The sequence below is a fragment of the Neobacillus nitrireducens genome (genome assembly GCF_030915405.1).
Taxonomy (GTDB): domain Bacteria; phylum Bacillota; class Bacilli; order Bacillales; family Cytobacillaceae; genus Neobacillus.
In genome coordinates this window covers 1,352,956-1,368,715 of sequence record NZ_CP133262.1, presented here as the reverse complement: position 1 = coordinate 1,368,715, position 15,760 = coordinate 1,352,956, and the positions used below count along the sequence as shown (strand labels likewise).

Sequence of the window (15,760 nt, the reverse complement as noted above, 5' to 3'; positions counted from 1 at the left end):
TTTGAACTAGGGAAACAGGTGAAATAAATGAATCAAGATCTTCTAAACGAGCTTATGCAGATAACAGATGAGGAGAAAATTATCCTTGAACAGCAAACGAAGGTAAGTAAAGATCTTTATACTAGTAACACTAATTTTATTATTGAAAGTGAAAAGTTCCTAAGCAAAGATAAGATGATCATGGTACGGAAACATACTAGATTTGTTGATTTTCCTTTACATAAACACGATTATATCGAAGTAAATTATGTCTATAACGGGGAATTGAATCAAACCGTTGGCGGAAGAGAGATTACCTTAAAAAAAGGAGAACTTCTCTTATTAAATCAGCACATTGAACATGAGATTAAAGCCTGTACCGAGGAAGACATTGTCATTAATTTCATCATTCGTCCTGCTTTTTTCGACTTTATTTTTTCGTTTTTAAGTTCCGAGAACATTGTTAGTGATTTTCTGATCAATAGCTTATACAACAATACACAGAACGGTCAATTTCTTTATTATAAGGTTGCTGATGTACTCGCAATTCAAGATTTGATTGGGAAAATAATCGAAGAAATAATGCATTCATCTACGTTCTCAGAGTCTAGCATTAAGCTTTATATGGGTCTTTTCATGATTGAGCTCATCAAAAATTCCGATAAGGTAGAGCGAAAAGAGGAGGCTTCCATCCATCATTATTTGATCGTAGAATCACTCAAGTATATAGAAGACCATTTCAAGGATGCCTCGTTATATGAATTAGCAGATCGATTAAAACAGTCTCACTATGGTCTAAGTAAAACAATCAAAAAGGGGACTACTCGTACATTTAAAGAGCTGCTACAGGAGCGACGATTGGTTAAGGCGAAAGAACTGCTAGATGGAACGGATTTATCGATTGGGGCAATAGTGGAGCAAGTGGGTTATGATAATATCAGTTATTTTTATCGGATTTTTAAAGGGAAGTATGGTCGGACGCCAAAGGAATATAGAGAGCAAACCACTTAAGGTATATAAAACATAAAATCTTGGAGGAATTAGAGAATGAATAAACGATGGACGATTGGTAAAATTAAAGAATTTGTGGAGAACAATTCAGAAAGTAAGTTATTATCGACGGAATATCACGGTTTTTCTCAAAAGTTATTATTTAAATGTGCATGTGGCAGCAACTTTGAAAAAACATTTACGAAATTTAAAAATAATAACCAGCGCAAATGTGACGTGTGCCAACCACCAAAAGTTGCACGATAAAGAGTAGGATTAAACATGGCTCCATAAAGTGAAGAAACTTAATAATTGAAATTCTATGTTTGTAAAAAGGGGCATAAAGTTCGAAATATTTTAGATGATGTCTCTTCCCTCTCATGGTAAAATGAATGGACTTATATTGATGAAACACAAATACATAAAAGTTCAATTAACAGAGGGGAGTTACATATGCTAACAAATATTATTTTAATTTTTGCTCTTCAATTACTCTATGTCCCTATTTTGACACTTCGGACCATCTTTCTAGTCAAGAATATGAGTGTTGCTGCTTCAACATTTGGAACATTGGAGGCCCTAATTTATGTATTCGGTCTTTCCCTAGTTTTTTCGGGGCATCAAAGCATGGCTGAAATGATCGTTTATGCTGTAGGTTTTGGAGTAGGATTATTTATTGGAACAAGGATAGAAAATAAGCTAGCTATTGGTTACACTTGTTTAGTTGTAAATTTAATGGAAATGAATGAAGAACTAATTTCTATATTAAGAAATAAAGGATTCGGAGTTACCGTCTTTGAAGGGATGGGTCGTGATAGTAAAAGATTTCAATTAGAAATACTAACAAAGCGGAACCGCGAAAATGAAGTAATGGATTTAATTGAAGAACACGAGCCAAAAGCATTCATCATCTCTTACGAACCACGTAAATTTAAAGGCGGTTACTTGATTAAAGCGATGAAAAAGCATTTAAAAAAAGGTAACGCTATTAAACAAATATAATTTATTTTGAAAATCACAAAAGGGATTGTTTGTAGTTGTAAAACTACCTGACAATCCTTTGTTTATTTCACTGAAGAAAAAGGTTAGCTCAAATAATGAACTTTGTAAAACAAAAAACCCTTGCCATGGCAAGGGTTTTGGTATGTCCCAGAGAGGATTCGAACCTCCGACCTACAGTTTAGGAAACTGTTGCTCTATCCTACTGAGCTACTGAGACAAATATAAAGAAAAATTACTTTGTTCCTAACTCACAATTAGAAATGTCGTCCTAATCTCTGAAAGATTATTCAAGATGCAGCTCGATTAGTACGCTGAAGTAAATCAATGAAGCATATTCGATCGTGCTCTATCCTACTGAGCTACTGAGACAACTAATTAAGGAACGTTATTTATTATAATTTGTTAATGGCAAAAGGTCAATAAAAATATTGATGTTATTGAATTGGTAGGTGTCTGGCTACTTTGGTTTTTCTCGCCGTCTTTTCACGAAATATCAACCAGACGATTAAACTGAGCCCTATTAATAAACCTTCTAACGAAAAAATATACCACGGATAAGGTCCTAAAACATCCATTAAACTAGCAGTGTCCGGTTTATGACTTAAGAACATATAATTTCCGTCTACCAGACTATTGATCAACATAATGATCGGCATTAACACGTTCAAGAAGATAAATAATTTAAATACAGACCAGATCGTCGGTCGATAGCCCTTTACCCATGTAAAATAAAGTGGCACCGAGATTTCCATTAAATGTGTATAAAAGAAATGGAAAAACCGAAAATGCGGGAAATCGTAATTTAGTGATGGAGTAATAAATGCCTGAGTCGCACCTAATAATGCTGTGAATAATAAAATTTCATAGATTATTTTTTTCTTAGTTAACAATAAAATGACTGTTAATATTAGACTAATGCTGCACAATTCTAAAGGGATGGCGTGACTAACATTCCAGCTTCCAGTCAGGATCATCCATAAATGATAAGAAACTTCTATTATAATGAGGGATATAGCAACCCCGATTTCCGTTCGTCTCCAGTGCATGTCCTTCATTTTAGTTCTAAAAAGGAAAAGGCAGGTAGATACGAGGAGTAAGATTGCAATCATAACCAAATGACTGATTGAAAACATTTCAAAATCATAGTTTTGGTAACTACGGCCAAATATTCCACTCATTTTGCCACCACCTTTATCATTGTTTTCCTTTAACATGTTGTTCTATATGTAATTATATTCGTTAGAATTACGTTTACTCCTCTTCTGAAATGATAATTATTTCCATTTTTCCTATTGCATAATTAGGGTTATTCTTCCTAAAAAACTCTTCACGAAGTATGTTATAATTATTTGTCGAACATACTCGAAAGTCTTTTTTATAGTGGAGGTCATTATGGCTGCATATACGCCGATGATACAGCAATACTTAACCGTTAAGGCAGATTATCAAGATGCCTTTTTATTTTTTCGCTTAGGCGATTTTTATGAAATGTTTTTTGATGATGCGATTAAAGCATCTCAAGAATTAGAAATAACGTTAACAAGCCGCCAGGGTGGAACCGATGAACGGATTCCAATGTGCGGCGTTCCATACCATGCAGCAGCGAACTATGTGGAACAGCTTATTTCCAAAGGCTATAAAGTGGCCATTTGTGAGCAAGTTGAAGACCCGAAGCTGACCAAAGGTATGGTTAAAAGGGAAGTTGTCCAATTGATCACACCGGGCACGGTGATGGAGGGCAAGGGGTTAAATGACAAAGAGAATAACTATATTGCCTCGATTACAAGCTTTGATGATCAAACCTATGGATTTGCCTACAATGATATCTCAACTGGTGAAAGCCGCGTAACATTGTTATCGAATAATTTTGATGAAGTTTTAAATGAGCTAGCTGTATTAAGTGCGAAGGAAGTCGTTGTCGCTAGCAGCTTTGACGGAGAACTTCAGAAGAAGCTTCGTGAACGGGATGTCCTTGCCATTTCATTTGAAGATAATAGTTCAATAGATATGAATTATGCGCATCTGCTCAAAGATTTAAATCAAGAAAAGTTAAAGACAGCAATTGCGAGGCTTTTTAACTATTTATATCGGTCTCAAAAAAGAAGTTTGGATCACCTTCAACCAGTGACCACCTATCAAATCCATCAATATATGAAAATTGATTACTATTCAAAGCGCAATTTAGAATTAACGGAAACGATTCGTTCCAAAGGGAAAAAAGGTTCATTATTATGGCTACTTGATGAGACGATGACCGCCATGGGCGGAAGGATGTTAAAGCACTGGATTGACCGGCCGTTAATCAATAAAAAAGAAATTGAATCACGTCAATCAATCGTTGACGTCCTGATGTCTTATTATTTTGAACGCCAAGAGCTTCGTGAAAAGCTGAAGGAAGTTTATGATTTAGAACGATTAGCGGGCAGGGTAGCGTTTGGGAATATAAATGCCCGTGATTTGGTGCAATTAAAGCGTTCGTTAATGCAGGTTCCATTTTTACAACAAATCCTGCAAGGAATGAAGAATGACAAAGTGAACCAAATGGCTGAACTTCTTGATCCATGTGAAGAAATCACTGATTTATTGGAACAAGCGATAGTAGAAAATCCACCACTTTCCTTAAAAGAAGGCAATATGATTCGCGACGGGTATAATGCCCAGCTTGATCAATACCGTGATGCCAGCCGTAATGGGAAAACGTGGATTGCCCAGCTGGAACGAGAAGAACGGGAGAAAACTGGCATCAAGTCACTGAAGGTTGGCTATAACCGCGTATTTGGTTACTATATTGAAATTACTCGTGCCAATCTGCATCTTTTAGCAGAAGGTCAATATGAACGGAAACAAACCCTATCGAATGCGGAACGGTTTATAACACCAGATTTAAAAGAAAAAGAGGCATTAATTTTACAGGCAGAAGAAAAATGCGGTGAGCTTGAATATGAATTGTTTACCGAGATTCGCGAGATTGTCAAAGAACAAATCCCACGCTTGCAGGCTTTGGCAAAAACAATTAGTGAGCTAGATGTCCTGCAGTGCTTTGCCCAAGTTAGTGAAGACCGGCATTATGTAAAACCGCAATTTTCAATGGAAGGCCGTGTGGTTGTGACGGATGGACGCCATCCTGTCGTTGAAAAGGTATTAAATGCCCAGGAATATGTTCCAAACGATTGCATCATGGATTTTGACCGCGAAGTCTTATTGATCACGGGCCCGAATATGTCGGGGAAAAGTACCTATATGCGCCAAATCGCATTGATTGCAATCTTAGCGCAAGTTGGCTGCTATGTCCCGGCGACGGAAGCGGTTCTGCCGATTTTTGACCAAGTATTTACTCGTATCGGTGCAGCGGACGATTTAATTTCAGGGCAGAGTACCTTTATGGTCGAAATGCTTGAAGCCAAAAATGCTATTTCCAATGCAACACAAAACAGCTTAATTTTATTTGATGAAATAGGACGCGGAACTTCTACCTATGATGGAATGGCACTTGCACAGGCGATTATTGAATATATTCATACACAAATAGGAGCAAAGACTCTTTTTTCTACCCACTATCATGAATTAACGGTATTAGATGAAGACTTGACCAAGTTAAAGAACATTCATGTCAGTGCCATTGAACATCAAGGAAAAGTCGTTTTTCTTCATAAAATAAAAGAAGGACCAGCGGACAAGAGTTACGGGATTCATGTGGCCCAGTTGGCAGGACTTCCTTCCGACTTAATCAGCCGTGCCAATGAAATATTAACTGCACTTGAGCAGTCTGATACCCAGCAAGCGGTGCCAAAAACTGAAGCAGTTAAGGTGGAATCCGTTCAAGAACAGCCTGCCCAGCTATCTTTCTTTGATGAACCAAAAGATGTGAAAAAACAAGAACTCTCCTCGAAGGAGAAGCGAGTAGTAGAAAAGATGAAGGAATTAGATATCTTGGATTTAACACCACTTCAAGCGATAAACATGTTGTATGAGCTCCAGAAAAAGTTAAAGTAAGGGGTGAATCCGAATGGGTAAAATTATTCAATTAGATGATGCCTTATCCAATAAAATTGCGGCAGGGGAAGTAGTTGAACGGCCAGCCTCTGTTGTCAAAGAACTGGTTGAAAATTCGATAGATGCCGGAAGTACGGTGATTGAAATTGAGGTAGAGGAAGCGGGACTCGCGAAAATCCGCATTACTGATAATGGAAACGGGATCGAGGAAGAGGATGTTTTACTCGCCTTTCAACGCCATGCGACATCCAAAATCAAAAATGAAAATGATCTATTCCGGATCCGCACCCTCGGCTTCCGTGGGGAAGCCCTGCCAAGTGTCGCCTCCGTTTCAAGACTTGAGATGAAGACCTCTACAGGTGAAGGAGCCGGGAACAGATTAGTGATTGAAGGCGGTAAGGTTGAAACGTTCGAAAAAGCATCGAGCAGACGCGGGACCGATATCACGATTACTGATTTATTTTTTAACACACCGGCGCGTTTAAAATATATGAAGACGATTCATACGGAACTTGGGAATATTACCGACGTCGTGAATCGACTGGCCCTTTCTCATCCAGAGGTTGCCTTCCGTCTCATACACAATGAACGGAAATTGTTGCAAACGAATGGAAACGGGGATGTTCGCCAGGTGCTGGCATCCATCTATGGGATGGCAATTACTAAGCAGCTAGTTCCGATTACCGGCCAATCGCTTGATTATAAAATTAACGGATTTGCTTCGATGCCTGAGGTAACGAGAGCTTCTAGAAACTATATTTCGACGATGATTAATGGTCGATTTATAAAAAATTATCCGTTAGCCAAGGCCATCCAGGAAGGTTACCATACATTGCTTCCGATTGGCAGGTTTCCAATTGTTCTTCTGAATATTGAGATGGACCCGTTATTAGTGGATGTGAATGTTCATCCCTCAAAAATGGAGGTCCGTATTAGTAAAGAAGCAGAATTGAATGAGCTCGTCACAACGACGATAAAAGCAGTGTTTAAATCAAAAATCCTGATCCCGACAGCCTATACTACGGTGAAAAAAGAGGTACCGAAGGAAGAACAGACCTCTTTAGTTCTAGATGAAGGCACAAAGCCTTCTACTGAGCGAAAAGAGTTGGAATGGAACCAATCTGCACCTGCATCAGCAGCAATCGTTCAAGAGAGGCGTCCGTGGCTGGAAATGCTAGTGGAACCACCAATTTCAAAATTACCAGATCAATCTGAAATCGAAGAGCCGTTGGTGCCTGACACCTGGTACGAGTCCAATCCATTTAGTGAGTCGCAGGCTAGGTTGGATGAAAGTCCCACCACAAGTTTTGAACCGAACTTTGATTCGAGTGAGGCTGGTTGTGATGCTTCTTCAGAGAGCAGGGTTCCTCGGTTGTATCCAATTGGTCAGATGCACGGCACGTATATTTTTGCTCAAAATGAAAATGGCTTATATATCATTGATCAGCATGCGGCGCAGGAACGGTTGAAGTATGAGTATTTCCGGGAGAAAGTAGGACAGGTCCAATCAGAACTGCAGGAAATGCTTGTGCCGATAACTTTTGAATATTCGACTGATGAATTTTTGAAAATAAATGAACACCAAGCTGAGCTCGAAAAGGTCGGAGTTTTTCTTGAGGAGTTTGGATTGAATAGTTTTATTGTCCGATCCCATCCACAGTGGTTCCCAAAAGGGGAGGAAAAACAAATCATCGAAGACATGATTGAACAGCTTTTATTGATGAAAAAGGTGGATATAAAGAAACTGCGTGAAGAAGCGGCGATTATGATGAGCTGCAAAGCGTCGATAAAAGCAAATCGTCATTTACGAAATGATGAAATTCAAGCGCTGCTGGATGATCTGCGGAAAGCGTCAGACCCATTTACATGTCCGCACGGCAGACCGATTATTGTTCATTATTCTGTCTATGAGATGGAAAAGATGTTTAAACGGGTGATGTAACAGGGGAGAACGTTCCTATTAATTGGGAACGTTCTTTTATTTTTAGCATTCATCAAATTTTTCTGTTGAAAAGGGGTCTACGTGCCCGAACCAGAGCAAAACCATTGCCTATGGTCTCGTAGAGAGGTTCCTCAAGACGAACCTATAAGAAAAAGCTGCAGAAAATGATTCTGCAGCTTTGATACTTCTATTATTATGCGTGCAAGCACTGGAGATGATCTCCCCACAAATTGTTCCTTATTTCACGGCAACGGGAAGCTTGCTCATATATTGAAGAGCCTTTCCAGTCCCGATTACTACCGATTCAAGCGGGTTAGGAGCAAGCTGGACAGGAACGACAATCTCTTCGCTTAGCCATGCCTCCATCCCGTTTAATAAAGCTCCGCCACCGGTCAGAATGACGCCCCTGTCGACGATGTCTCCACTAAGCTCGGCCGGACAATCTTCTAAGGTCGCACGGATGGCTTCTAGAATATGCAATAAGGCTTCTTTGATGGCCACGCGAATTTCATAGGATGATAGTTTAATCGTTTTTGGCAGTCCAGTTAAAAGGTCGCGCCCGCGGACATCCATGAAACGCTCTTCATGGTCAATGAGAGCAAAACCAATTTCCATTTTGATGTTTTCTGCGGTTCTTTCACCTATCAGGATATTATATTCCTTCCGGATATGTTGAATAATGTCTTCATCGAGGCGGTCACCGCCAATTTTAATAGAATGGCATGCAACTACCCCGCCGAAGGAAATAATCGCTACCTCAGTATTGCCGCCGCCAATATCCACTACTACATTGGCTACCGGTTCATCGACTGGCAATCCAGCACCGATTGCGGCTGCAACTGGTTCCTCAATTAAGCTGATTTTCTTTGCCCCTGCCTGTCTGACTGCATCTTGGATCGCTCTTCTTTCCACACTTGTTGATCCAGATGGAATACTGACCACGACATTCGGTTTACGAACCGCAAAGCCAATCTTTTTAGATGCCATACGCATAATGTGTTTTAGCAATTCAGTTGTTACATCATAATCAGCGATGACTCCATCCTTCATTGGACGAATCGCAACGATTTTTTCGGGTGTCTTTCCAATCATTTCCTTCGCTTCAGTACCAACAGCGACAACATTTTTCGTAACAGTATCAATCGCCACAACAGATGGTTCATTAATAGCGATTCCTTTATTTTTACTATAAACTAGTATATTTGCAGTACCTAAATCAATACCAATATCAAAAGTAGATAACATATTCATTCACCTAATTTCCCTATTTTTCATTCAAAATAAGCTACGCGTTAGTCTAACATAAATGTGGGGGTGGTAAGCGCTTTGTAAATGAACCGTTATTCTTTTGTAAACTTACATGTAAAATATTCCTATTATGGAAGGAGATTAGATAAAAAAATCCTGTTAGATATACGGCATAGAAAACAACTTTTATGTGTATACTAGTTTGATGTTCAACTGCTTTTAAAAATTATGTTACGATAAAGGGGTGGAAGTGGAATAATAACCCTGCTTTCACTGAAAACGGGATAAGGCAGTGTGAAAATATTGGATTCAAAACAAAAATTATTAGTCATCATCGGACCAACCGCAGTGGGAAAAACAAAGTTAAGTATTGAAATGGCTAAACGCTATAATGGTGAAATTATCAGTGGAGATTCTATGCAAATCTATCGTGGCATGGATATTGGGACGGCAAAAATCAAAAAGGATGAAATGGAAGGGATTCCTCACTATTTAATTGATATTAAAGAGCCTTTTGAAAATTTTTCCGTTGCTGAATTTCAACACCTAGTTCGGGCTAAAATAGAAGAGATTGCTAAAAAAGGAAAACTGCCCATTATTGTCGGTGGAACAGGATTGTATATTCAGTCCGTCATTTATGATTATCAATTTTCTGATGTTCCAGGGGATGAGTCCTACCGTCTTATGCTAGAGGATAGAGTGCAGAAAATAGGAAATGAAGCACTGTATAAAGAATTGTTGGAGGTGGATCCGGGAAGTGCTTCACAAATCCATCCAAATAATATAAGAAGAGTCATTCGTGCACTTGAGATTTTCCATCTTAACGGAAAGACGATGCGAGAATTCCAAAGCATTCAAGAACCGGACCTATTGTACAATACAGCCATTGTTGGTTTATCGATGGAGCGAGAGAAACTTTATGAGCGCATTAATTATCGGGTGGATTTAATGATGGAGGAAGGGCTTATTGAGGAAGTAAACGGGTTATATCAACAGGGTTTACGTGATTGTCAATCAATCCAGGCAATTGGCTACAAAGAAATCTATGCCTATTTAGAGGGGAAGGTTACCTTAGAAGAAGCTATCGCCAATTTAAAACAAAATTCAAGAAGATATGCCAAAAGGCAATTTACTTGGTTTCGGAACAAAATGGAGGTATCATGGTTTGATATGACCCATGTGGAGGACACCTCAAAAAAAATAACGGAAATTTCACGTTGTATTGAAGGAAAGCTTCAAGTAAAATCGAATACATATTAGTAGAGATAAAAGAGGAGGAAATACCAATGAAAACAACAATCAATATTCAAGATCAATTTTTAAACCTGTGCCGCAAAGATAATATACATGTTACCGTCTTTTTACTTAATGGATTTCAATTAAGAGGTCAGATAAAGGGCTTTGATAATTTTACAGTACTGTTTGAATCCGAAGGAAAACAACAATTAGTATTCAAGCATGCGATTTCAACCTTTGCACCGCAAAGAAACGTTCATCTTGAATTGGAAAACCAATAAACATGTCTGTGGAGCCCATACCTATGGGCTTTTTTTATTTATAAAAAACTTTTTTAATGAATTTCAAGGTGTTTGAATACATATAAAATGAAGGATTATGCTTTCCTTTGCGCAAATAAATGAGTTCAGAATATTAATTCTGAGTGGCCATAAAAACCATCCTATGTAATCCGTTGGCAAAAATGAGAGGTGAAAGCTTTGGACCAACCCATCCGAATGAAAAGTAACGGCCAAATAAGTGTTGTCCTCAATTCACAAAAAGGAAAAACAATTTCAAAAGAGTTACCTGACTTTCAAGTGGTTCCAAAGGACATTCCAGTTGAGCATTCGGCTCTAAAGGAAATTGAAGAGGAGTTAGGGGCTTTGGTTGGCATGGAAGAAATGAAAAGGATGATAAAAGAAATCTATGCTTGGATTTACGTCAATAAAAAACGTGAGGAAATGGGTTTAAAAGCAAGAAAACAAGCCCTCCATATGATGTTTAAAGGAAATCCAGGCACAGGTAAAACAACAGTCGCTAGATTAATAGGTAAATTATTTCAAAAAATGAACGTTTTATCAAAAGGGCATTTAATTGAGGCGGAACGTGCTGACCTTGTTGGAGAGTATATTGGTCATACTGCACAGAAGACAAGGGATTTAGTCAAGAAGGCTCAAGGGGGAATACTGTTCATCGATGAGGCCTACTCACTGGGGCGCGGCGGTGAAAAGGATTTTGGGAAAGAGGCAATCGATACACTTGTGAAACATATGGAAGATAAGCAGCATGAGTTTATTCTTATTCTTGCGGGATATTCCCGAGAAATGGATTATTTCTTAACCCTTAATCCAGGGCTCCATTCACGCTTTCCATTAGTAATTGATTTCCCAGACTATAACATCAACCAGTTAATGGAAATTTCAGTAAGAATGTTAGTTGAACGGGAATACACCTTTAGTCATGAGGCGGAGAAAAAGTTAAAGGAACATTTAATCTGGGTTAAAGCGGTATTAAGTCCCAATAGTTTTTCAAATGGGAGGTATGTCAGAAATATTATTGAAAAATCGATTCGTGCCCAAGCGATGAGACTCCTGATGTTAAATAGCTATGACAGGCATGAATTAATGACACTTAGAAGCAATGACCTCGTGTTTGAGGAAGATTAAGAAAAACGGCAGATTCTAAGCAATCTGCCGTTTTTCTTTGGATGATTTTATAAATGGGATTCAATCTTACGAATTGGCAGCTTCCAATCATAGGTATACGAAAAGACGCGTAACACTGTCACGAGAATAAATAACGTATATAACTGCCATGAAGTTGCTGTTATCTTTAGTCCAATGGAAAGAGCGATAAGAATCGCCCATAGTGCATAAATTTCTGCTCTTAGGACCATTGGTTTTCGTCTGGCTAATAAATCTCGGATAATGCCGCCGCCGATTCCTGTTAAGACTGCTGCAACAATTACGGCACTAAGCGGAAGGTTCATTTTAACTGCGTAGATGGCACCTTGGATGGCAAAGGCGGAAAGGCCAATTGCATCAAATAAGTTCCCCCATTTTTGCCAGTGCTTTAATAAATTGTTTGGAAATAAAAACACTGCTGTAATAGATAATATAGCAATTTGGAAAAATAACCCTTGGTCCCAAAGGGCTGAAACAGGCACGCCTATTAATAAGTTTCGAATCGCCCCACCGCCAAATGCGGTGACAATTCCTAATATATATACGCCGAAAATATCATATTCCTCTTCCATCGCAACAATTGCGCCACTAACGGCAAAGGCGATGGTTCCAATCATACTCAAAACATCCCAAGTCATTTTAAACTGATTTCTCCTTAAAGTTAATTTGATTAATACTATAAAAATAGTGAAAAATAATTATATCAAAACAGTAAAATTTTATCATGATTTAGAAAAATTACAATGACTTTTTATGTGATAATGGGAAAATTAGAGTATGCAACTGTTTTTTGTTATGATGAATGAATGAAGTTAGGAAAGGAAAGATGCTTTTTGGAACAAAAAGACACAAAAGAGAAAGCCATCCTCGTTGGCTGTCAAACCAATGGGGAGGAAGATTTGCGTTTTCAATATTCAATGGAAGAGTTAGGTGCATTGACAGAAACTGCTCAGGGTGTCGTATTGATGTCAGTCGTGCAAAAACGGGACCGCCGCCATCCGGCTACCTATATAGGAAAAGGGAAGGTGGAGGAGCTCAATATCCTAGTTGATGAGCTTGAGGCAGATATCGTCATCTTTAATGATGAACTATCACCCAGCCAAAAAAGAAACCTTTCGACGGAACTAAATGCCCGGGTAATCGATAGAACCCAACTTATTTTAGATATTTTTGCACAAAGGGCTCGCTCCAAAGAAGGTAAATTACAGGTTGAACTTGCCCAAATGCAATACATGCTTCCACGTCTTGCGGGTCAGGGAATTGCATTATCTCGTCTCGGTGGGGGGATAGGAACACGGGGACCAGGTGAAACGAAGTTAGAATCGGACCGCAGGCACATCCGTCGCAGAATCGATGAAATAAAAACTCAACTTTCGGTCATCGTTCAGCACAGGGAGAGGTACAGAGAAAGAAGAAAGAAAAATAAAACCTTTCAGGTCGCGATTGTCGGCTATACGAATGCCGGTAAATCGACACTTTTTAATCGATTATCCGAAGCTGAGTCCTATGAGGAAAATCAATTGTTCGCAACTCTAGACCCGATGACACGTAAATTGATTTTACCTAGTGGTTTCCTCGCCTTGATTACAGATACGGTTGGATTTATCCAAGATTTACCTACCGCACTTATCGCTGCCTTTCGCTCCACGCTTGAGGAAGTCAAGGAGGCGGACCTACTTCTCCATGTAGTCGATATGTCCAACGCGGATTATTTTCATCATGAAAAAACAGTGAAAAAGCTGCTCGAAGACTTGGAAGTGAAAGATATTCCACAAATAACTGTTTATAATAAAAAAGATATTCAGCATGCAGATTTTGTCCCTACTGCGGATACGCCGACTGCTTTTATTAGTGCCTTTGATGAAGGCGATCGTCTATCCTTAAAGTTGCAAATGGAGAATGTGGTTATGGAAATGATGGATACATATGATGTACAGGTACCATCCACAGAGGGGAAGCTGCTTTCTTTATTAAAAAATGAGACAATCTTAAGAGAACTGGTATTTGATGAAGAGGAGCAATTCTATCGTTGCAAAGGATATACTTTAAAGGATCATCAAATTACAGGTCAATTACAGAAATTTACACTATAGATAGGAGTTACAACATGTTTCAACAGTTAAAAAATGGGGAAAAGCTTCAGCCGCTTGTAGAAGCAGTCGAACAACAAATCGCAATAGTACATAAAGAAATAGACAGTAGAATCGAAACTAATCAATTTCGGGTCTTAAAGAGTTTTCAAAAACATCGTGTCAGTGATTCGCATTTTATTCCGTCGACTGGCTATGGCTATGACGATATTGGCAGAGATACACTGGAATTAGTCTATGCAGACGTTTTTGGGGGAGAAGCAGGACTTGTTCGTCCGCAAATCATTTCCGGTACACATGCCATTTCGATCGCCTTATTTGGCGTACTTCGTCCTGGGGATGAACTTCTTTATATAACGGGAAAACCCTATGATACCCTTGAAGAAATTGTCGGCATTCGCGGGAACGGTGTAGGCTCATTAAAAGAATTTGGGATTTCATATGATAGTGTTGCACTGACTCATGAGGGAAGAATAAACTGGGATTCCGTTGCTGAGAAAATAAAATCGAACACGAAAATGATTGGGATTCAGCGATCCAAAGGTTATGCGACAAGGCCATCCTTTACGATTGCTGAAATTTCTGAAATGATTGCATTTGTAAAAGAAATAAAACAGGATGTCGTCGTATTTGTGGATAATTGTTACGGGGAATTTGTGGAAGAGACTGAACCGTGCCATGTGGGTGCGGATTTAATGGCAGGGTCACTGATCAAAAACCCGGGCGGCGGGCTGGCGAAAACTGGTGGCTATATCGTTGGTAAAAAACAATGGGTAGAAGCATGTTCCTATCGAATGACATCACCAGGGATCGGAGCGGAAGCGGGAGCGTCCCTGTATAGTCTTCAAGAAATGTATCAGGGCTTCTTCTTGGCACCTCATGTGGTCGGTCAGGCTCTAAAAGGGGCAGTATTCACAGCGGCAATGTTGGAGAAATTAGGCATGAATTCTTCTCCAAAATGGAATGCGAAACGGACTGACTTAATCCAGTCAGTCCAGTTTGATGACCGAGAAAAAATGATTGCTTTCTGTCAGGCTATTCAATTTGCCTCCCCGATTAATTCATATGTCACCCCTCACGCCAGCTATATGCCTGGGTATGAGGACGATGTCATTATGGCAGCAGGAACCTTTATCCAGGGGGCGAGCATTGAACTGACAGCAGATGGACCGATTAGACCGCCCTATGTTGCTTATGTACAGGGTGGTTTAACATACGCACACGTTAAGATGGCTGTTTGCCTAGCCATCGATCACTTAACGGATAAAGGATTAATCGAACTGTTTTAGAAATAATAGCAAATGGACAGCAATTTTGAGTTGTCCAACTTTTTTAAAAATTTCATGTAAGAAAACCTAACATACCATTGACAACTTTTCTAACACGAAATATAATAACAATATAAATAACCCAAAGGGAGGAGGAATTAAGTGAGTGGAAAGGAAATTCGCCGCTCGATGCCACTGTTTCCGATCGGAACAGTCATGCAGCTAACCGAGCTTACAGCCAGGCAAATTCGTTACTACGAAGAACACCAATTGATTTCTCCTGCAAGAACCGAAGGGAATAGACGTCTATATTGTCTGAATGATATTGATACGCTTCTAGAAATTAAGGATTTAATCGATCAAGGTGTGAATATGGCTGGCATTAAACAATTGTTCCTAGTGAAAGAACAGCAATCAATCATTCTTGAGCAACAAACAGATAGGACGAAACGTGAATTAACAGATGAACAGCTTAGAAAGCTACTTCGAAACGAAATGTTGCATTCAGGTCGAAATAATCGATCCTCATTACGTCAAGGAGATATTTCAAGATTCTTCCATTAATAG

14 protein-coding genes and 1 tRNA gene are annotated in these 15,760 nt (G+C 39.1%); 11 read left to right on the top strand and 4 right to left on the bottom strand.

What is annotated here, in order from left to right; translation table 11 throughout:
- The first annotated feature begins 27 nt into the window (after positions 1–27).
- The 3 genes from RCG22_RS06605 (at position 28) to RCG22_RS06595 (ending at position 1,971) form a co-directional block, all read left to right on the top strand.
- The gene (locus tag RCG22_RS06605) at positions 28–990 is read left to right on the top strand and encodes an AraC family transcriptional regulator (RefSeq protein ID WP_308106253.1); all 963 of its coding nucleotides are present in this window, start codon (positions 28–30) and stop codon (positions 988–990) included.
- A 36-nt stretch (positions 991–1,026) separates the two neighbouring features.
- Positions 1,027–1,236: a hypothetical protein gene (locus RCG22_RS06600; protein ID WP_098261281.1), complete on the top strand. Its 210-nt coding sequence runs from the start codon at positions 1,027–1,029 to the stop codon at positions 1,234–1,236.
- Between the two features lie 186 nt (positions 1,237–1,422).
- On the top strand, positions 1,423–1,971 hold the full coding sequence (locus tag RCG22_RS06595) for a DUF2179 domain-containing protein (RefSeq protein ID WP_308106252.1): 549 nt from the start codon (positions 1,423–1,425) through the stop codon (positions 1,969–1,971).
- 143 nt (positions 1,972–2,114) lie between these two features.
- On the opposite strand, the gene RCG22_RS06590 is transcribed toward RCG22_RS06595, so the two are convergent.
- Positions 2,115–2,188: transfer RNA gene (locus RCG22_RS06590), tRNA-Arg, on the bottom strand.
- Between the two features lie 217 nt (positions 2,189–2,405).
- Positions 2,406–3,149 (bottom strand): YwaF family protein, encoded by a 744-nt coding sequence (locus tag RCG22_RS06585; protein ID WP_308106251.1) that lies wholly within the window; start codon positions 3,147–3,149, stop codon positions 2,406–2,408.
- 214 nt (positions 3,150–3,363) lie between these two features.
- Between RCG22_RS06585 and mutS the strand changes: the two genes are divergently transcribed.
- Together mutS and mutL are read left to right on the top strand one after the other, a co-directional pair.
- Positions 3,364–5,964, top strand: coding sequence for a DNA mismatch repair protein MutS (mutS, locus tag RCG22_RS06580; protein WP_308106250.1), 2,601 nt, complete (start codon positions 3,364–3,366; stop codon positions 5,962–5,964).
- Positions 5,965–5,977: 13 nt separating this feature from the next.
- A complete protein-coding gene (gene mutL, locus RCG22_RS06575; RefSeq protein WP_308106249.1) occupies positions 5,978–7,906 on the top strand; it encodes a DNA mismatch repair endonuclease MutL in 1,929 nt (642 codons plus the stop codon).
- Between the two features lie 237 nt (positions 7,907–8,143).
- Here mutL and mreBH read toward each other — a convergent pair whose 3' ends face one another.
- Positions 8,144–9,151, bottom strand: a complete 1,008-nt coding sequence (gene mreBH / locus RCG22_RS06570; RefSeq protein WP_308107105.1) for a rod-share determining protein MreBH — start codon at positions 9,149–9,151, stop codon at positions 8,144–8,146.
- Between the two features lie 306 nt (positions 9,152–9,457).
- Between mreBH and miaA the strand changes: the two genes are divergently transcribed.
- The 3 genes from miaA (at position 9,458) to spoVK (ending at position 11,817) form a co-directional block, all read left to right on the top strand.
- Positions 9,458–10,414 (top strand): tRNA (adenosine(37)-N6)-dimethylallyltransferase MiaA, encoded by a 957-nt coding sequence (gene miaA, locus RCG22_RS06565; RefSeq protein ID WP_308107104.1) that lies wholly within the window; start codon positions 9,458–9,460, stop codon positions 10,412–10,414.
- Between the two features lie 26 nt (positions 10,415–10,440).
- Complete coding sequence (hfq, locus tag RCG22_RS06560) at positions 10,441–10,671, top strand: RNA chaperone Hfq (RefSeq protein WP_066252897.1); 231 nt, start codon at positions 10,441–10,443, stop codon at positions 10,669–10,671.
- A gap of 198 nt (positions 10,672–10,869) precedes the next feature.
- Positions 10,870–11,817, top strand: a complete 948-nt coding sequence (gene spoVK, locus RCG22_RS06555; RefSeq protein WP_308106248.1) for a stage V sporulation protein K — start codon at positions 10,870–10,872, stop codon at positions 11,815–11,817.
- 47 nt (positions 11,818–11,864) lie between these two features.
- Here spoVK and RCG22_RS06550 read toward each other — a convergent pair whose 3' ends face one another.
- Positions 11,865–12,473 (bottom strand): trimeric intracellular cation channel family protein, encoded by a 609-nt coding sequence (locus RCG22_RS06550; protein ID WP_098261287.1) that lies wholly within the window; start codon positions 12,471–12,473, stop codon positions 11,865–11,867.
- Positions 12,474–12,668: 195 nt separating this feature from the next.
- Between RCG22_RS06550 and hflX the strand changes: the two genes are divergently transcribed.
- From hflX to RCG22_RS06535, 3 genes are all read left to right on the top strand, one after another.
- Positions 12,669–13,928: a GTPase HflX gene (hflX, locus tag RCG22_RS06545; protein ID WP_308106247.1), complete on the top strand. Its 1,260-nt coding sequence runs from the start codon at positions 12,669–12,671 to the stop codon at positions 13,926–13,928.
- A gap of 14 nt (positions 13,929–13,942) precedes the next feature.
- Complete coding sequence (locus RCG22_RS06540; RefSeq protein WP_308106246.1) at positions 13,943–15,214, top strand: methionine gamma-lyase family protein; 1,272 nt, start codon at positions 13,943–13,945, stop codon at positions 15,212–15,214.
- A 141-nt stretch (positions 15,215–15,355) separates the two neighbouring features.
- Positions 15,356–15,757, top strand: coding sequence for a MerR family transcriptional regulator (locus RCG22_RS06535; RefSeq protein ID WP_308106245.1), 402 nt, complete (start codon positions 15,356–15,358; stop codon positions 15,755–15,757).
- Positions 15,758–15,760: the final 3 nt, after the last annotated feature.

Coding starts and splice junctions, on each gene's coding strand:
- mutL (WP_308106249.1), top strand. CDS start 5,978: ATGGGTAAAATTATTCAATTAGATGATGCCTTATCCAATAAAATTGCG.
- RCG22_RS06595 (WP_308106252.1), top strand. CDS start 1,423: ATGCTAACAAATATTATTTTAATTTTTGCTCTTCAATTACTCTATGTC.
- hfq (WP_066252897.1), top strand. CDS start 10,441: ATGAAAACAACAATCAATATTCAAGATCAATTTTTAAACCTGTGCCGC.
- RCG22_RS06540 (WP_308106246.1), top strand. CDS start 13,943: ATGTTTCAACAGTTAAAAAATGGGGAAAAGCTTCAGCCGCTTGTAGAA.
- mreBH (WP_308107105.1), bottom strand. CDS start 9,151: ATGTTATCTACTTTTGATATTGGTATTGATTTAGGTACTGCAAATATA.
- RCG22_RS06550 (WP_098261287.1), bottom strand. CDS start 12,473: ATGACTTGGGATGTTTTGAGTATGATTGGAACCATCGCCTTTGCCGTT.
- mutS (WP_308106250.1), top strand. CDS start 3,364: ATGGCTGCATATACGCCGATGATACAGCAATACTTAACCGTTAAGGCA.
- RCG22_RS06605 (WP_308106253.1), top strand. CDS start 28: ATGAATCAAGATCTTCTAAACGAGCTTATGCAGATAACAGATGAGGAG.
- RCG22_RS06585 (WP_308106251.1), bottom strand. CDS start 3,149: ATGAGTGGAATATTTGGCCGTAGTTACCAAAACTATGATTTTGAAATG.
- RCG22_RS06600 (WP_098261281.1), top strand. CDS start 1,027: ATGAATAAACGATGGACGATTGGTAAAATTAAAGAATTTGTGGAGAAC.